Source organism: Pseudomonas sp. MWU12-2020, from assembly GCF_023100605.1.
GTDB classification, from domain to species: Bacteria; Pseudomonadota; Gammaproteobacteria; order Pseudomonadales; family Pseudomonadaceae; genus Aquipseudomonas; species Aquipseudomonas fluorescens_H.
Genome location: NZ_JALMEX010000016.1, coordinates 75,413 through 90,980, shown reverse-complemented (window position 1 = coordinate 90,980; position 15,568 = coordinate 75,413). Strand labels below are relative to the sequence as shown.

General features: G+C 60.8%; 14 protein-coding genes. 7 read left to right on the top strand and 7 right to left on the bottom strand.

The genetic code is table 11. The features are described from left to right. Nucleotides 1–141 precede the first annotated feature (141 nt). Genes M0814_RS26570 through M0814_RS26560 form a run of 3 tightly spaced genes read left to right on the top strand, consistent with a single transcriptional unit; the run spans nt 142 to nt 3,707 of the window. Nucleotides 142–801, top strand: coding sequence for a paraquat-inducible protein A (locus M0814_RS26570; RefSeq protein WP_045122636.1), 660 nt, complete (start codon nt 142–144; stop codon nt 799–801). Then, nucleotides 788–1,411, top strand: coding sequence for a paraquat-inducible protein A (locus M0814_RS26565; RefSeq protein WP_007961513.1), 624 nt, complete (start codon nt 788–790; stop codon nt 1,409–1,411). The genes M0814_RS26570 and M0814_RS26565 overlap by 14 nt, the downstream gene beginning before the upstream one ends. Next, nucleotides 1,404–3,707 carry an MlaD family protein gene (locus M0814_RS26560; protein WP_103486145.1) on the top strand — a complete coding sequence of 768 codons (2,304 nt, stop codon included), beginning with the start codon at nt 1,404–1,406 and terminating at the stop codon, nt 3,705–3,707. The genes M0814_RS26565 and M0814_RS26560 overlap by 8 nt, the downstream gene beginning before the upstream one ends. 182 nt (nt 3,708–3,889) lie before the next feature. Here the strand turns inward: M0814_RS26560 and mksF are convergent, their stop codons facing one another. The 3 genes from mksF to mksB are packed head-to-tail and all read right to left on the bottom strand — an operon-like array spanning nt 3,890 to nt 8,710. Beyond that, entirely contained in the window at nt 3,890–6,730 is a 2,841-nt protein-coding gene (mksF, locus tag M0814_RS26555) for an Mks condensin complex protein MksF (protein ID WP_103486146.1), read from the bottom strand. Continuing rightward, the gene (gene mksE / locus M0814_RS26550) at nt 6,727–7,440 is read right to left on the bottom strand and encodes an Mks condensin complex protein MksE (protein ID WP_003228204.1); all 714 of its coding nucleotides are present in this window, start codon (nt 7,438–7,440) and stop codon (nt 6,727–6,729) included. The genes mksF and mksE overlap by 4 nt, the downstream gene beginning before the upstream one ends. Next, nucleotides 7,430–8,710: an Mks condensin complex protein MksB gene (gene mksB / locus M0814_RS26545; protein ID WP_003228202.1), complete on the bottom strand. Its 1,281-nt coding sequence runs from the start codon at nt 8,708–8,710 to the stop codon at nt 7,430–7,432. The genes mksE and mksB overlap by 11 nt, the downstream gene beginning before the upstream one ends. Before the next feature lie 232 nt (nt 8,711–8,942). Between mksB and M0814_RS26540 the strand changes: the two genes are divergently transcribed. Together M0814_RS26540 and rimI are read left to right on the top strand one after the other, a co-directional pair. Beyond that, a complete protein-coding gene (locus M0814_RS26540) occupies nt 8,943–9,689 on the top strand; it encodes an energy transducer TonB (RefSeq protein ID WP_103486147.1) in 747 nt (248 codons plus the stop codon). Continuing rightward, a complete protein-coding gene (rimI, locus tag M0814_RS26535; protein ID WP_003228198.1) occupies nt 9,682–10,134 on the top strand; it encodes a ribosomal protein S18-alanine N-acetyltransferase in 453 nt (150 codons plus the stop codon). The genes M0814_RS26540 and rimI overlap by 8 nt, the downstream gene beginning before the upstream one ends. Before the next feature lie 108 nt (nt 10,135–10,242). Here the strand turns inward: rimI and M0814_RS26530 are convergent, their stop codons facing one another. Further along, complete coding sequence (locus M0814_RS26530) at nt 10,243–10,647, bottom strand: hypothetical protein (protein WP_003228197.1); 405 nt, start codon at nt 10,645–10,647, stop codon at nt 10,243–10,245. 140 nt (nt 10,648–10,787) lie between these two features. Here M0814_RS26530 and can point away from each other — a divergent pair, with 140 nt between their 5' ends. Further along, nucleotides 10,788–11,432, top strand: coding sequence for a carbonate dehydratase (gene can, locus M0814_RS26525; RefSeq protein ID WP_003228196.1), 645 nt, complete (start codon nt 10,788–10,790; stop codon nt 11,430–11,432). Between the two features lie 6 nt (nt 11,433–11,438). On the opposite strand, the gene M0814_RS26520 is transcribed toward can, so the two are convergent. The 3 genes from M0814_RS26520 to acpA form a co-directional block, all read right to left on the bottom strand. Further along, entirely contained in the window at nt 11,439–11,954 is a 516-nt protein-coding gene (locus M0814_RS26520; protein ID WP_103486148.1) for a lysine methyltransferase, read from the bottom strand. 178 nt (nt 11,955–12,132) lie between these two features. Further along, nucleotides 12,133–13,314, bottom strand: a complete 1,182-nt coding sequence (locus M0814_RS26515; protein ID WP_103486149.1) for a hypothetical protein — start codon at nt 13,312–13,314, stop codon at nt 12,133–12,135. A gap of 120 nt (nt 13,315–13,434) precedes the next feature. Continuing rightward, the gene (gene acpA, locus M0814_RS26510) at nt 13,435–15,129 is read right to left on the bottom strand and encodes an acid phosphatase (protein ID WP_103486150.1); all 1,695 of its coding nucleotides are present in this window, start codon (nt 15,127–15,129) and stop codon (nt 13,435–13,437) included. Nucleotides 15,130–15,276: 147 nt separating this feature from the next. Here acpA and M0814_RS26505 point away from each other — a divergent pair, with 147 nt between their 5' ends. After that, nucleotides 15,277–15,567 carry a nucleotidyltransferase family protein gene (locus M0814_RS26505; protein ID WP_103486151.1) on the top strand — a complete coding sequence of 97 codons (291 nt, stop codon included), beginning with the start codon at nt 15,277–15,279 and terminating at the stop codon, nt 15,565–15,567. Nucleotide 15,568 lies beyond the last annotated feature (1 nt).

Here is a 15,568-nt window from a genome sequence, read left to right as displayed (position 1 = left end):
GAAACCCCAATTGCGAAAGCAGTTGGGGTTTTGTTTTGCCCGCAGGAAAGTATTTTTGCTTAGCCAGCGAACAATTTTGCACAGTTATTTTCGAATCAGAACACTAGAATAGCCCCCATCTTTTTCGGAGCCAGAGCCTTTATGTCAGATCCGGTTGACGCCCCAGGGCTGTCAGATTTACCGCTGGAAGACTTGGTGGCCTGTCATGAGTGCGACCTGCTGATGCGCAAGCCCAAGCTTGCCCACGGCGAGAAAGCGCTCTGTCCGCGCTGCGGTTACGAGTTGTATGCCCATCGGCACAATGTTGTGCAACGCAGCCTGGCCCTGGTCATCGCCGCACTGTTGCTCTACGTGCCGGCGAACTTTTTACCGATCATGAAGCTCAATGTACTCGGGCAGTCTTCGCAGGACACGGTCTGGACTGGTGTTGTCGGGTTGTTCAATACCGACATGCGCGGCGTTTCGGTGGTTGTGTTCCTCTGCAGCATGGCGATTCCACTGCTCAAGCTGTTGTGTCAGCTCATGGTATTGCTGTCGATCCGTTTTGATATCGGACGCAGTTACGGCTTGCTGCTCTATCGCATTTATCACCACCTCAAAGACTGGGGAATGCTCGAGGTCTACCTCATGGGCGTCCTCGTGGCGATCGTCAAACTGGCGGACATGGCGGCCATCACTGTCGGCCTCGGTCTGGCGTGTTTCATCGGTTTGTTGTTGGTTCAGGTCTGGCTGGAAGTGGTGATGTCACCGCACCAGATCTGGCAGGCGTTATCAGGAGAGGATGCCCATGCGGGCGATTGATGCGGGCATTCTGATCTGTACCGAATGCCATGAATTGAACAAACAGGATGCGGACACTGACGAGCAGACCTGCACCCGCTGCGGCGCGCTGGTTCACGCTCGTCGTCCGAACAGTCTGGCCCGCACCTGGGCCCTGCTGATCACGGCTGCGATTATCTACATCCCGGCCAATGTGTTGCCGATCATGACGGTCAGCTCGTTGGGGCAGGGCGATCCCAGCACCATCATGTCCGGCGTGATCCAGCTGGTACAACACGGCATGATCCCGATTGCCGCCGTGGTGTTCATCGCCAGTATTCTGGTGCCGACCTTCAAACTGGTGGGCATCGCGCTGCTGCTGTTTTCGGTGCAGCGACGTCAGCCGTTGTCCGCGCGGCAGCGGATCTGGATGTACCGCTTTATCGAGTTCATCGGTCGCTGGTCGATGCTCGATATCTTTGTGATCGCCATTCTGGTGGCGGTCGTCAATTTCGGCCGGCTTGCCAGTGTCGAAGCCAATCTTGGCGCCATCGCTTTCGCCAGTGTGGTGATTCTGACGATGCTTGCCGCAGTAACTTTCGATCCCCGACTGATTTGGGATAACACGGAGTCGGACGACGACCATGACTGATTTGCCTGTAGCGAAAACCCGACCGGCCTCCAACTGGTCTGCCATTTGGGTACTGCCTCTGATTGCCCTGATCATTGGCGGCTGGCTCGGCTGGCGTGCCTACAACGAAACCGGCATCGAGATTCAGGTGCGTTTCGAAAGCGGTGAAGGCATCCAGGCCAACAAGACCGAAGTGGTCTACAAGGGCATGCCGGTGGGTAAGGTGAAGACGCTCAAACTTGATGACGAGGGCAACTCCAAAGGGGTGATTGCCACCGTCGAGATGAACAAGGACGTCGAGCAATACCTCAAGACCAGCACGCGCTTCTGGCTGGTGAAGCCGAGCGTGACGCTCGCCGGTATCACCGGTCTGGAAACCCTGGTTTCGGGTAACTACGTGGCTATCAGCCCCGGCGAAGGCGAGCCCACCCGCAAGTTCAAGGCGCTGGCCGAAGAGCCGCCGCTGTCGGACTCCAAGCCGGGTCTGCACCTGACCATCAAGGCCGATCGCCTCGGTTCGCTGAACCGTGGCAGCCCGGTGTTCTACAAGCAGATCAAAGTCGGCCAGATCAAAAGCTACGTGCTGTCTGAAGACCAGAGCACCGTTGAGCTCAAAGTGTTCATCGAGCCGACCTACGCCAAACTGGTGCGCAAACACACGCGTTTCTGGAATGCCAGTGGCATCAGCATCGACGCCAACCTGTCCGGGGTGAAAGTACGCAGCGAGTCTCTGGCGAGCATCGTCGCCGGCGGCATCGCCTTCGCCACACCAGAGAATCGCAAGGACAGTCCGCCCACCGATCCAAGCCTGCCGTTCCGTCTCTATGAAGACTTCGACGCCGCCGCTGCCGGCATTCGGGTCAAGGTCAAACTCAGTGACTTCGAAGGTCTGCAGGCCGGCCGTACGCCGGTGATGTACAAGGGCATTCAGGTCGGCAACATGAAAGCGTTGAAAATCGATCCGGATCTGAACAGCGCCACGGCCGAGCTGACGCTCGATCCTCTGGCGGAAGACTATCTGGTTGAGGGCACACAGTTCTGGGTGGTCAAACCGTCGATTTCCCTGGCCGGTATCACCGGGCTCGAAGCGCTGGTCAAAGGTAACTACATCGCCGTGCGTCCGGGCGACAAAGGTGCCGCGCCGAAACGCGAATTCGAGGCACGGCCAAAAGCGCCGCCGCTGGATCTGCGTTCACCTGGGCTCCATCTGGTGCTGTTCACCGATGTTCTGGGTTCGATCGAAGTCGGCAGTCCGATTCTGTACAAACAGGTCAAGGTCGGTTCGGTACAGAGCTATCAGTTCTCCAAGACCAAAAAACAAATCGTCATCGGCGTGCATATCGAGAAGGAATACGAAAACCTGGTCAACGCATCGACACGCTTCTGGAATGTCAGCGGCATCATCCTCACCGGTGGTCTGACGGGCGGGATTCAAGTGAAGAGCGAGTCGTTGCAGACGTTGATGGCCGGCGGCATTGCCTTCGAAACGCCGCAAGCCAAGGCGCCGCTGCAAAAGCGTATTCCGCGCTTCCGTCTGTTCGCCAACCACGACGAGGCGAACCAGAAAGGCACGTTAGTGACGATCAAGGTTGATCGCGCCGATGGCCTGCGCAGCGGTACCCCGGTTCGATTCAAGGGGCTGGACGTCGGCAAGATCGAAAGTGTTGATCTGGCTGATGACTTGCAATCGGTGCTGCTCACTGCGCGCATCACCGAAGTGCCGGAGCGCATTGCGCGGGTCGGCAGTCAGTTCTGGGTGGTCAAGCCTGAGTTGGGTCTGATGAAGACTTCCAACCTGGAAACCCTGGTCACCGGGCAGTATGTGGAAGTGCAGCCGGCGGCGAAAAACCTTGGGCCGCAGAAGAACTTCGTTGCGCTGGCCAATCCGCCGGAAGTGAGCAAGCAAGAGGCCGGCTTGAGTCTGGTCTTGAGCGCCGCGCGCCGTGGCTCGCTGAAACCGGGTGTGCCCGTGACCTACCGCGAAATCACCGTGGGCAAGGTCACCGGTTATGAACTGGGGCAGACGGCTGACCGGGTGTTGGTGCACATTTTGATCGAACCGAAATACGCGCCGCTGGTGCGCAGCGGCAGCCGCTTCTGGAACACCAGCGGCGTCGGTTTCGACATCGGCTTGTTCAATGGCCTGACGGTGCGCACGGAGTCGCTGGAGACGGCGATTCAGGGTGGCATCGCCTTCGCCACACCGGACGGTGAGCGCATGGGCAACCCGGCACGGCCTGAGCAGACGTTCCCGCTGTTCGACAAGTTCGAGGATGAGTGGCTGACTTGGGCGCCGAAGATTTCGCTCGGTAAGTAATTCTGTGGTGTCTGAAGTGGCGCCATCGCGAGCAGGCTCACTCCTACAGGGGAACGCGTTCCAAATGGTAGGAGTGAGCCTGCTCGCGATAGGGCACTAAAAGTCCGCACATATCCAAAGCCATAAAAAAGGGCCGCGATCCCAACAGATCGCGGCCCTTTTTGGTTTTCAGCTAAAGCCGGTCAAACTTCATCCAGTTCCGGCTCATCGGCTTGCACATTGACGGTGGCTTTCACCACGTCATGGCGGCGGATGTACTTCCAGTCCGCCTCGTCGATGTAGATCCCCGCCGGGCCGCTGCCGCCTTCCAGATCGATGGCGACACTGGCGCAGACCTGCGGCTTCACACTCGCCAGAATCGGCACGAAGCCCAGTTGCAGGCTGGTTTCCAGCAGCGCTGCCTGGTTCTTCTCGTCGATGTCCGCCGCCTCGTCGAGGTAGTACGGCAGGCGCACGCGACCGGCCAGATCGCGATCCATCAGGTGCAGCAACAAGTACATGTTGGTCAGCGCCTTGATGGTCATGGTGGTGCCGTTGGACGCGGCGCCGTCGATGTCGGTGTGGATCACTGGCTGACCGTTGACCTTGGTGATCTCGAATGCCAGTTCGAACAAGTCCTTGAGACCGAGCTGGTTGTGGTTCGCCGCCACCAGCCGCGCCAGGTATTCCTTGGCCTCTTCGTTCTTGTTGTCCTGTTCGGCGCTCTGGCTCAGGTCGAACACCGACAGGGTTTCGCCTTCTTCGTACTGACCGGCGCTGTGGATGATCTGGTCGATGTGCTTGAGCGCTTCCTTGTTCGGCGCCAGGACGATGCGGAAGCTCTGCAGGTTGGACACCTGACGTTTGTTGATCTCGCGGTTGAACAGCGCCAGTTGATGCTCGAGGCTGTCGTAGTCGCTGCGGATGTTGCGCAGAGTCCGGGCGATGTCGGTGACCGCCGCACGCCGCGCCTTGCCCAAGGTCAGGGCTTCGTCGGTACGGTGCGCGTAAGCGTTGATCAGCAGCGAAAGACGGCGCTCCATGTCGTCTTCGCTGTCGAACTTGGCCACGCCTTTGAGGCGCACTTGCGCGTACAGCGCTTCGATCTGCCCGTCAGCGCGCAGCAAGCCTTGCCAGCTGTCCTGATAGTCGTTGAGCAGCGGCAGCAGGTTGTCCATCGAATCGTCGACCGGATCCATGAACGGCGTACCGAACGGCAGGTCCGCCGGCAGCAACTGACGACGGCGCAGGGCGTCATCGAGGGTGCGCTGCTTGGCTTCCATATCCGCGATCTGTCGACCGACCAATTGCAACTTGGCCGACAGTTGCTGGACGCGCTCGGTGAACGCATCGCTGGAACGCTTGAGTTCGTCCTGCGCGGCTTCCATCTGCGCCAGTTGCTCGAGCTTGTCGCTTTCTTCGGCGCTCAGGGTCTGGGTGCGACGGAAATCTTCCAGGGCTTTCTGCGCATCCAGCACTTGCTGGTACAGCGCTTCGGTCTGGGTCTTGCTCGCGGCGCGGTCAGCGGCCACGGCTTGCTGGGTCTTGAGTTGCTTGAGCTCTTTTTCCAGACGTTCTTTCTGGTCACGCAGCGCGGCGCGGTCGGCCAGCGCTTGCAGGGCCGGCGGCTCGATGTGCGAGATGTCGATCGACAAGCCCGGCACTTCGAAGCGCTCGCCCTTGAAGCCATCGAGGATCAGCTCGACCGATTTGACCCACTCGCCATCCTCGTCGAGAGTGATGCCGTGTTCGCCCAGCGGCAGGCTGAACAGCGCGCTGTTGAACAGGCGCATCAGGCGCTCGACGTCCTGCTGCGAGAACTCCTCACGCAGACGCGCATAGCTGTTGTTGTCGGCATGATCGAGTTGCTGCTTCACCGACTTCAGGCGTTTTTCCAGATCGCGCAGACGTTCTTCCAGATCCTCGGCGCTGAATTGCCGGGACTGTGCCAGCGCACCGGCCAGTTCGTCGTGCGCGTCCTTGGCGGCGAGCAGTTGCTGCTCCAGCACCTTGACGTCATCGACCAGCGCGAAGCGGTTCTTCAGCACCGACAACTCACCGAGCCAGCGCTGGATACCGGAGATTTCCCGCTCCAGACGCATCAGTTCCTGGGTGCCACCGCGCTGATCGTTTTGCAGATCGTCCTGCTCGCGACGGTAGTGTTCGGCCTGGATCGTCAGTTCTTCCTTGCGCGCCGTGGCGTAGTCCGACCAGGTGCCGAGCAACGAATCGAGCAGCGGCGACAGGCGATGCAGTTTGCCGCGCAGCACATCGCGCTGCTTCACGCCGTTGGCCAAGGCTTCGACCAGCGGCCCGGCGGCGACCAGCGAGTTGTAGTCCTGCTCCATCCGGCGTACATCGCGGAAGGCTTCTTCGCACGCGGCGATGTAGTCGACGCTGCCGGAACGCAAGCTGTGCTCGAAGGCATCGAGGAACAGTTGCTTCAACTTGGCCGCGGTGATTTCGCGCATGTGCAGCAGGTTGATGAACAGCGCGCGGAAGGTCTTCAGGCTCTGCTCGCTGGTGGAGCGCAGCGGGATCAGGGTCAGGTCGAGCGGGATCGACGTGTGCCCGCCGACCAGCAAGCGACGCAATTCGTCCGGCTTGAGTTCGTAGGCTTTCAGGCCTTCCTTCTCAAGGTTGCTGAACAGCTCTTTCTGCCGCAGGCAGGTGTCGTTCTTCTGGTAATGCGCCAGATCCAGCTTGCCGGCGTAAGCGAAGAACTGGTGACCGAAACCACCGCCCGGGCCGCGACCGACCACGCCGATCACGTGCGGGCCGTGGGGCAGATTGACTTCGACGAGAATGTAGCTGGTGTCGGAGGCGAAGTAGAAACGCCGCGATTGTTCCAGGCTGTACTTGCCGAAACTCATGTCCGACATGCGCGCGAGAATCGGGAACTGCAAGGCGTTGATCGACGCCGATTTCCCGAGGTTGTTCGCGCCGTAGACCGACAACGGTTCTTCCAGCGGGAACAGGCCGAGGCTGTAACCGGCGGTGTTCAAAAGGGCAAAGCGGCGGATGCCGTAGCGTTCCTGGCTCATGCGTCGGACTCCTGTTCTTCGGCAATGGCCCGGGCCAGTGCGTCTTCTTCGCTCTCTTCTTCGCTCTCTTCCTCAAATTCGCTGAGATCAAGCGGATCGTCGGTTTCGAGGAATTTGGCTTCGGCGGCTTCGTCGATCAGCACCGGTGCCGGCAGCGGCAGCACGCTGTGCACGCTGGCCGCCAGATCGCGGTCCTGCTGCACCGACAGGCACACATCGAGGAAGCGGTGCATCGGCGGCAGGAAACGGTACACGCCGTTTTCTTCACCGGCGAAACCGAGCTGGGTCATGCGACGCATGATTTTTTCTTCCAGCTCTTCAACGGTCTGCACTTCGGCCTGGATGAACAGGTCGCGGTATTTCTCCAGCAGCGATGGCAGCTCTTCGCGGCCGAGGCTGCCGCCGTCGAGCACGGCGATCGGGTCACGGCCCTGATCGGCCAGATGCTCGACGAGAATGAAGGTGAACAGCGCCAGACGCTGGGCCGTCTTGTTCACCGCCGCCGCCGCCATGTCCGGCACGAAGTAGTAGAAGCCACGGGTGTCGCAGACCAGCTCGAACCCCAGCGCCTTGAACAGCGTGCGGTATTGATCCTGGAAGTTCGACAGTTGCGCGTACAGTTCCGGGTCGCGGCGGCTGACGTGATAGCCCTTGAACAGCTCGCGGAAGATCGGCGCCAGTTGGGACAGTTCGGATAGATCAAGATGCATTGGGGATGCTCGCAGAATCCTCGGCGGCGGAGTCGCGGGCCGAGAGCAGGGCGAAGGAGCGCAGGCTGACCTGGTGCTCGTGAGTGTGGTATTCGCGGCGTTCCAGACGCTCGCGCTTGAAGCGTTTTTCCCGCGACAGACGCGAGAACCAGTAGAGCAATTCGTCGGTCGCGCCGTCCGGTTCCTGCTCCAGCAGCCAGGTCATCAGATCCGGCATTGGCAGGGACTCTTCGCAACGCTCGACCATCTCGCGCACGGTGCGCGGCGCGCGCGGGGCATCGCCGGACTTCTGGGTTTTGTGCGCCTTGGGGAAACGCGCCGGTTTCGGCTCGAAACGCGCCAGGGCGTAGACGTAAGCCTCGACCTGACTGGCGCTGCCGAGGAAGGTGCTTTGCGGCCGGGTGAACAGCGGCATCGCCGCTTGTGGCACGGCATCGATGCCTTTACGGCGAATCGCCGCCAACGCCAGCGCGGCACCACGGGTCACGGCGTTGTGGCGGCGTGCTTCTTCACGCAGCGGCAGCAGCAGTTCGCGGGCGTGACGCAGGGTCAACTGGGCGCTGGTCTGCATTTCGAGGATGCGCGCGTGGGTGCGCAGCAGCATGTCGTCGTCGACCAGATGGCCGAGGCGCTGCTGTTCGCTGAGCATCTTCAACAGCACGGTTTCAACCTTGCGCACGCCTTGTTCGAAGGCGCCGTCGGCGTTCACCAGATCGATCATCGGCTCGACGTATTCGTCCCAGGTCGCCAGGACTTCGGCGTAACGCTGACGCAGCGGAATCTGCCGGTCGCTGGTCTTGGCCCGTTCGGCGACGGCCACCAGCGCCTGTTCGTCGTTGTCGAGTTTCTTCAGCACGTCGCGCACGCGCATGTCGAGCAAACGCAGCTGACGGGCGAGATCGTTGCCGTCGCGAACGTCGAACGCGTCCTGAATGTAGCCGGCCAGTCGTTCGAGGTGGCGCAGATAGGCTTCGATTTCCAGGCACAGGCCCAGCCGGTGCTCACGGCGCAGGTAGGCGAGGAAGTCGTGGATCTGCGCGTTCAGCTCGAAACGGTTCGGGCTTTTCGCCACGGGCACCAGAATGTCGAGGCGAATCCACACGTCGAGCAGGCTGGTGATGTCCTGCGGCGTGCTGTCCAGTTGTTGGGCGGCCAGTTGCGTGCGCAGTTCGTTGAGGCTCAGGGTGCCTTGGTCGAAGTGCTCGCACAGTGGCTCCAGAAGTGCCCAGTGTTCAGCGAGGGCGCGCAAGACGCGCTTGGGTTCGATCATCGGAATGGCCGGCTGGTTGGCGATTAAAAGCCGCGATTGTACTGCATCAGGAGGGATGCGATTCACTCTCGGGACGGGCTGTCGCTTTTTCCCGGATTAAAGACGGGATCAAGACTATCGATCAACAACGGGCGATCTTGAGCGAAGGGCGGTAGAATCAGCACACTTTCAGTTATCCACAAGTGGCCGACCTTTGCTTATCGAGTCCCGCCGCCGCGCCTATTTGAACGCCATGCAGGTGGTCAACTGGCTGCCGCGCACCGAATTGCCTTTCGCCGCCCCGTCGCGGCCCGAACTGCTGGACATGCCCGAGCCTGAGCCAGAGGTGGCGGCGGTGCCGGTTGTTCAGGCCGAAGCCCCGGTGCAGAGTGCACCGCGCCCGGTCGAACGGCCGAAAATCGAGGTGCCGCGCCCGTCGCTCGCCAGTACCCGTACCGGTGCCAAACCGGTGGCAGAGGTCGAAGAGGCGCCAGTGGTGGTCAAACCCGCCCCCGTGCCGCCACCGCGGTTTGCCCTGCAACTGCTGCGCGCCGGGGCTTGCCTGCTGCTGGTGGAGTTACCCACAGGCGAAGCGTTCCAGAGCCGCGATCCGGCTTATCTGCTGCTCAAGGACATGTTGCGCGCCGCCGGTCTGCCGGATGCGCCGCAGATCGTCGGCGAGCCGGTGCGCTGGCCGTGGCTGAACCGCGGCACCCTGGATCAGGGCCCGGAAGCGGCACGCGACTTCGTTCAGGGTTTTCTCTCGGTACAAATGGAAGCGGCGCCTTGCGCCTGCCTGTGGCTGATCGGCCTGCCGGCGGTACGTTTTGCCGGTGAAGCGGACGCCGAAGCGTTCAATACTGAATTGCAGATCGAAGGCCTGGGCCTGGCCTGGGCCATTCCCGGTCTGGAATTGTTAATGGAAGAGCCACAGCGCAAAGCCGCTGTGTGGCAAGCCATGCGTCGGCTGATGGCGCGCTGGAAACCATCGAATGAGTGAAGCTGTATCGTTCCGCCCGATGACCGAGGCGGACCTGGACGCGGTATTGAAGATCGAATACGCGGCGTACAGCCATCCCTGGACCCGCGGGATTTTTCTCGACGGGCTGGGCAAGTACCAGATCTGGCTGATGTTCGAAGGTCAGCAACAGGTCGGCCACGGAGTGGTGCAGATCATTCTCGACGAGGCGCACCTGCTGAACATCACGGTAAAACCGGAGAATCAGGGGCGTGGGCTGGGGCTGGCGCTGCTTGAGCATCTGATGTCGCGGGCGTATGCGGCGTCTGCCCGGGAGTGTTTCCTGGAAGTGCGCGACAGCAATACTGCAGCGTTCAGGTTGTACGAGCGCTATGGCTTCAACGAGATCGGCCGGCGGCGGGATTACTATCCGGCGGTGGGCGGGCGTGAAGATGCTGTGGTCATGGCCTGCACCCTGGTCGACTAAGCCTTAAAAGCTTCGCGAGCAAGCCCGCTCCCACATTGGTTTGAGTCGTGTCTCAATTCCCTGTGGGAGCGGGCTTGCTCGCGAAGGCATCCTTACAGGCAATACAGATCAGCGATTGCCATCCAGCGGATCACGCCGCGCCAGCTCCGCCTCATCCAGGCCGTTACCCCCGCCAATGTCGTCCTCGTCGACAATGCTCAGATCCCAATCGGCCTGATTGCCTTCGCCAGCCTCCTCGGCGTCACGTGCACCGTCCTCATGAATCAGGGTTTCCGGGCTCAGGTCATCGTCGGTCGGTTCATGGTCAGCAGTTGATGCGCCGGTAAAACCCGCCTCGCGCACCCGTTCGTCGGGCATCAGTTGCTCGCGCTCGCGCTCGGGAATCTCGTCGCCGATTTTTGCGCTGGGTTCGTCTTCATCGAAATCCAGCTCATGCACCGAGCCCATGCGGTCTTCGTTATCATCGATGGGTTCCGGTTGCACCGCATCGAACGGACGTCGTGAATCAGTCATGGCAAATCCTCATACTGTGGGCCTTACTGAGGTGGACACACCGGGCACACGAGAATTCCAACGAAAACACTTGCGATCCTTGCGTGACCCCGACGGGCGGTCGTTTGTCATACCTGCGCATCTTTCTTGAGGCCTTAACCATGCACGACTTACAAGACCTGATTGATAACAACGAGCGCTGGGCTGACGCGATCACCAAGGAAGACCCGGATTTCTTCGCCAAGCTGGCGCGCCAGCAGACCCCGGAATATCTGTGGATCGGCTGCTCCGACGCACGGGTGCCGGCCAACGAGATCGTCGGCATGCTGCCGGGCGATCTGTTCGTCCACCGCAACGTCGCCAACGTAGTGCTGCACACCGACCTCAATTGCCTGTCGGTGATCCAGTACGCGGTCGACGTGCTCAAGGTCAAACACATCCTCGTCACCGGCCACTACGGTTGCGGCGGTGTGCGCGCGTCGATGCAGGATCGCCAGTTCGGCCTGATCGATGGCTGGTTGCGCTCGATCCGTGACCTGTATTACGAAAAACGTGAAGAACTGGCCAAGCTGCCGACCGAGGAAGAGCAGGTCGACCGCCTCTGCGAGCTCAACGTCGTCCAGCAAGTGGCCAACGTTGCGCACACCAGCATCATCCAGAACGCCTGGCATCGCGGCCAGAGCCTGTCGATTCACGGCTGCATCTATGGCATCAAGGACGGTCGCTGGAAAAGCCTGAACACCACCATCAGCGGTTTCGAGCAACTGCCGCCGCAATATCGTCTGCGTCCGGTCGGCGCGTTGTAATCCCGATCAGTGCGCACCTCGCCAGCGCTGCAAAAAGTGCTGGCCCTCGATCGTGGGTGGTTCATCGTAACCGGTGATCCATCCACGGCAGCGCGGCGAGCCGCAGTCGCAGGCAAACTGCTGCAGCAAGCGGTCTTCGGTGGAGGCGAAGTCGATGCTCAGGCGTTCACCCGGCTGAATGTCGCGCAGCGCCCACAGCCACAGTTCACTCATGTCCAGAAACACATTCGGATCGCAGGCATGTTCGAGCAACCCGCAAAAGCGCGGGTCGTAGATATGGATGCCGCTCAGCAACTGACGGCTCTGGCGACAGCGGTAGGGCAGCAGCTGTCCGGAAATACGGCACATTCTGGTGATGCGCAGGAACTCCCGACGCGCCACAACGGCAGCGCGGCCATGTTCGTCCTGCACGATTTCGAAATCGACAGTGGACGGAAAACCCAGACGCACAGGCAAGCCGGCAAACGGGTAAATGCCTGGCGCGTCGCGTGGAACGTGGTGCTGATGTGCCTGGTTGTTCATAACGATCCCTGTCAGCCAGATGCTGCGACTTCTCGGGTCTGACATCCTGTCAGCTCTGCAACATGTTTGGATCCAATCATCCAGTGTTTGACACAAACCGTCTACTGTCAGATCTGACAGGCGTAATTGGCTGCTTCCCGCGTCAGCAATGGCTGACACGGGAAGTCTTTTCTGCAAATCAGAGGTGTGGCGCGGGAACAGCAGGGGCCGGCAATTCGCCCTGAAGCTGTTGCAACTGGGCCTTGATCGGCGTGGTCGAGCATTTGGCGGCAGCCTGAGCCGGGGTCAGGTTGCGGATCGAGGTGTAGAACAGCTCGCAGGTCTTGACCTTCTGCGTCACTTGCCAGGTCTGCGTACAGCTGTTGAGCAGGGTTTTCGCATCGGTGCCGGGTTTACTGCCCATCCCGGCTTGCCAGCAAGCGGCGCTCAAGTCCTGACCCATGACCTTCAAACCGGCGGCATCGGCTTTCGCTTCATCGCCGTCGTAGCTGGCCGGGTCGGCGGCGTACCAGATGTAGCTCGGGTGGTTCGAACCCAGAACCGGCACGTTCACCCCTGCGCTCGGGCTGATGGTCGCCAGACCCAATACGCCCACGGTCGGGCCGTATTGCTGCTTGATCCAGTTACGCACCGGCGCACCGAAGGCGACCATCGGCAGGGTGGTGCCGGCGGCGGTCTGGCTGAACTGCTTGACCAGCGTGGTCTGGTAGTCCTTGAAGTAGTCGTAGACACCTTCCAGATCACTGCCGGCGTTGGATGGCGCGGCGATTGGCGCAATGTCGATGATGGTCTGATAGGCCGGCGTCTGGTCGGTCGGGATGCCGTTGACGGTCAGCAGGGTGGCCCAGCGATCGGTGGTGTTCGAGCGCAGATAATCCTGGGCCTGGGTCAGCGAGTAATCCGGCGGGAAGTGCAGCAGTTCGACGCTCTTGCGGTTTTCCAGGGCCATGCCCAGCGGCAGGAACAGATACCAGCTGTACGCCCATTTGCCATCGGTATTGAGCTTGCTGGCGCCGGTATAGGCCAGGTCACCGGCATCCAGCAGCGCTGACAGCGGTTTGTCGTAGCCTTCGGGGACGCCGCTGATCTCGGCGTAAATCTGCCCGTTATCGTTCTTCACCAGGACTTTGGCGTTTGTGTAGCCATCGCGCTGCACGCTCTGGCTCAGGTAATGGGCGACGGTCTGCTCCAGCGACCAGTTGCGATAGCAGATCACACTGCAGTTGTTAGGGTAGGCGAAGAGGCGGGTGACGCGTTCGGTGCTGCCCAGTTTCAGGTCGACATCGGCGTGGGCAGCCGCGCTCAGGGTGAGCGCGGCGAGGGTAAGAACTGCGGGGGTAAAACCTGCGAGTTTGAACATGCTCAGATCCTTTTCAGCGTGGGTTCCCCGGGGTTTCGGGGCGCTTCATAGTGGATCAGCCGTGTTGCACAGAGAAGCCGTCATTCACGGATTTTTGCGTCAGCCCGCAGAACTCATTTTTCAGACCTGAAAATGCAGGGCGTTGGTCAGATCGCCCATGGGTTTCTGGCCGCGAGCGATCATCGCTTCATCGCGCTGCTTGAGGCCGTCGAGGGTTTCCAGTTGGAACACTCGGGTGATCAGGCGCAGGATCGACGCCGTGTCGTAGACCGTGTGATCCACCGTGCCTTTGCGGGCGAATGGCGACACTACCAGCGCCGGCACCCGTGACCCCGGGCCCCAGCGATCACCCTTGGGTGGTGCCACGTGGTCCCACCAGCCGCCGTTTTCATCGACGGTGACGATCACCACCATGTTTTTCCACTGCGGGCTTTCGCGCAGCACCTTCAGGGCACGGACGATGTGCCGGTCACCGGAGGCGACGTCGGCATAACCGGCGTGCATGTTCAGGTTGCCCTGGGGCTTGTAGAACGTCACCGCTGGCAACTTGCCGGCCTCGGCATCGGCGAAGAACTTGTTGGTGCTTGATTCATCGCCCAGGCCGGCATCGCGCAGGCGTTTGTTGCGCTCTTGCGGGTTTTCCGGGCCTTGCTGCTTGAAGTAGTTGAACGGCTGGTGGTGATACTGGAAGTTGGGGATTTTCGGAATGCCGCCGGAATCCTTGTACTGCTCCAGCGTCGCCTGCCAGGCGCCGGCGTACCAGGCCCAGTCGACGTTCTTCTTCGACAGCTTGTCGCCAATGTGCTCGTGGGTCTGCGGCACCATGACGTTGGGCAGATCGGCCTTGGAATATTCCGGACGTTCCGGATCGCGAATCCACGTCGGCCAGTACGGCGGGGCGAGGGTGTTGACGCCGAAGCCGTCCGGGGTCAGCGCACTCGGGCCGAACTGCGGCGGGCCGGTCATGGCGCTGGCGGGTGACTGTTCCAGTGGCTTGAGGCGCGGGTCAGTCGGATCATCGCTTTGCAGGACGGCAATCTGTGACTTGGCCACCGAATTGGCTACGTCCGGATAGAACGGCGCGGTGGCGCTGATCAGGTACTGGTGGTTGAGAAACGAGCCGCCGAAGGCACCCTGGAAGAAGTTGTCGCACAGCACGAATTCCTGCGCCACATCCCACAGGCGCAGCGAGTAGCGGCTCTGGGCGTAGTGCCCCATGGTCAAACCACCGGAGTCGGCCCAGGCGACAAAACCATCGTTCTTGCCGCCATTGATCTGCATCTGGTTCTGATAGAACACGTGCCACAAATCGCGGGTCACCAGACCTAACGGCAAGTCTTCGGCATTCGGGCCCTTGAGGGCGAAAGGCGCGTTGGGCAGGTTTTCCTGAAACTGCGTGGCGCTGGGGTAGGTCACGCCATCAAGCGTTTGCGGGCCGATCTGCAGCACGCCACCCCAGACTGGCGGCAGCGTCTGCAGCAGGCTGCCGTCGCGGTCACGTTGCTGGTAATCGGCAGGCTTGAGCGCCGACAGCGGTTTCTCGACACCGGGGAAATCACCGAACAGGTTGTTGAAGCTGCGGTTCTCGGCGTAGATCACCACCACGGTTTTCACCTGATCGCGCAGGGCCTTGTCCAGCTCGGTCGGGGTCAGCGGGCGCTCCACCGGTTTACCCGGTTGATCGCTGGCGTTGCCGCAGCCGGCCAGGGTCGCGCCCACGCCGAGGACGGCGACACCGCCGAGAAAGCGGCGGCGACTGGTGTCGGTGGGGTTGTCGGATTCAGGTGCGTCAGTGCCGTCTGTCTCGTCTTTCATCTGTCAGCCCGTTCTACTTAATTGTTTCAGTTTGTTTCGGGCGGACGCTAGCAAGGCAATGTGACGGTTAGGTGACAAATGGTGCGGTGTCTACTGCTCTTCGGCACTGCTAGACTGCTGCGATATCGAAACTGGCCTGAGTGAACCATGAAACCCTCCATTGCTCTTGATCTGCAACGAGCTGCCGTTCGCGAGGTTGTCGGCAGATTCCGTGTGGCCAATCCGCGAGTTTTTGGCTCGACCTTGCTGGGTACCGATATGGAAGGTAGTGACCTTGATCTACTGGTGGATCCCTTGCCCGGTGCAACCTTGTTTGATCTCGGCGGGCTTCAGGTCGAGCTTGAAGATTTGCTTGGAGTTACAGTCGATCTGCTGACGCCGGGAGACCTTCCGCTGAAATTTCGTCAGCAGGTTCTTGAACAGGCCCGTCCCGTATGAT

What these genes read in the sequence shown, in the direction of transcription:
- M0814_RS26570 (WP_045122636.1), top strand. Translation starts at nt 142, where the DNA reads ATGTCAGATCCGGTTGACGCCCCAGGGCTGTCAGATTTACCGCTGGAA.
- M0814_RS26565 (WP_007961513.1), top strand. Translation starts at nt 788, where the DNA reads ATGCGGGCGATTGATGCGGGCATTCTGATCTGTACCGAATGCCATGAA.
- M0814_RS26560 (WP_103486145.1), top strand. Translation starts at nt 1,404, where the DNA reads ATGACTGATTTGCCTGTAGCGAAAACCCGACCGGCCTCCAACTGGTCT.
- mksF (WP_103486146.1), bottom strand. Translation starts at nt 6,730, where the DNA reads ATGAGCCAGGAACGCTACGGCATCCGCCGCTTTGCCCTTTTGAACACC.
- mksE (WP_003228204.1), bottom strand. Translation starts at nt 7,440, where the DNA reads ATGCATCTTGATCTATCCGAACTGTCCCAACTGGCGCCGATCTTCCGC.
- mksB (WP_003228202.1), bottom strand. Translation starts at nt 8,710, where the DNA reads ATGATCGAACCCAAGCGCGTCTTGCGCGCCCTCGCTGAACACTGGGCA.
- M0814_RS26540 (WP_103486147.1), top strand. Translation starts at nt 8,943, where the DNA reads ATGCAGGTGGTCAACTGGCTGCCGCGCACCGAATTGCCTTTCGCCGCC.
- rimI (WP_003228198.1), top strand. Translation starts at nt 9,682, where the DNA reads ATGAGTGAAGCTGTATCGTTCCGCCCGATGACCGAGGCGGACCTGGAC.
- M0814_RS26530 (WP_003228197.1), bottom strand. Translation starts at nt 10,647, where the DNA reads ATGACTGATTCACGACGTCCGTTCGATGCGGTGCAACCGGAACCCATC.
- can (WP_003228196.1), top strand. Translation starts at nt 10,788, where the DNA reads ATGCACGACTTACAAGACCTGATTGATAACAACGAGCGCTGGGCTGAC.
- M0814_RS26520 (WP_103486148.1), bottom strand. Translation starts at nt 11,954, where the DNA reads ATGAACAACCAGGCACATCAGCACCACGTTCCACGCGACGCGCCAGGC.
- M0814_RS26515 (WP_103486149.1), bottom strand. Translation starts at nt 13,314, where the DNA reads ATGTTCAAACTCGCAGGTTTTACCCCCGCAGTTCTTACCCTCGCCGCG.
- acpA (WP_103486150.1), bottom strand. Translation starts at nt 15,129, where the DNA reads ATGAAAGACGAGACAGACGGCACTGACGCACCTGAATCCGACAACCCC.
- M0814_RS26505 (WP_103486151.1), top strand. Translation starts at nt 15,277, where the DNA reads ATGAAACCCTCCATTGCTCTTGATCTGCAACGAGCTGCCGTTCGCGAG.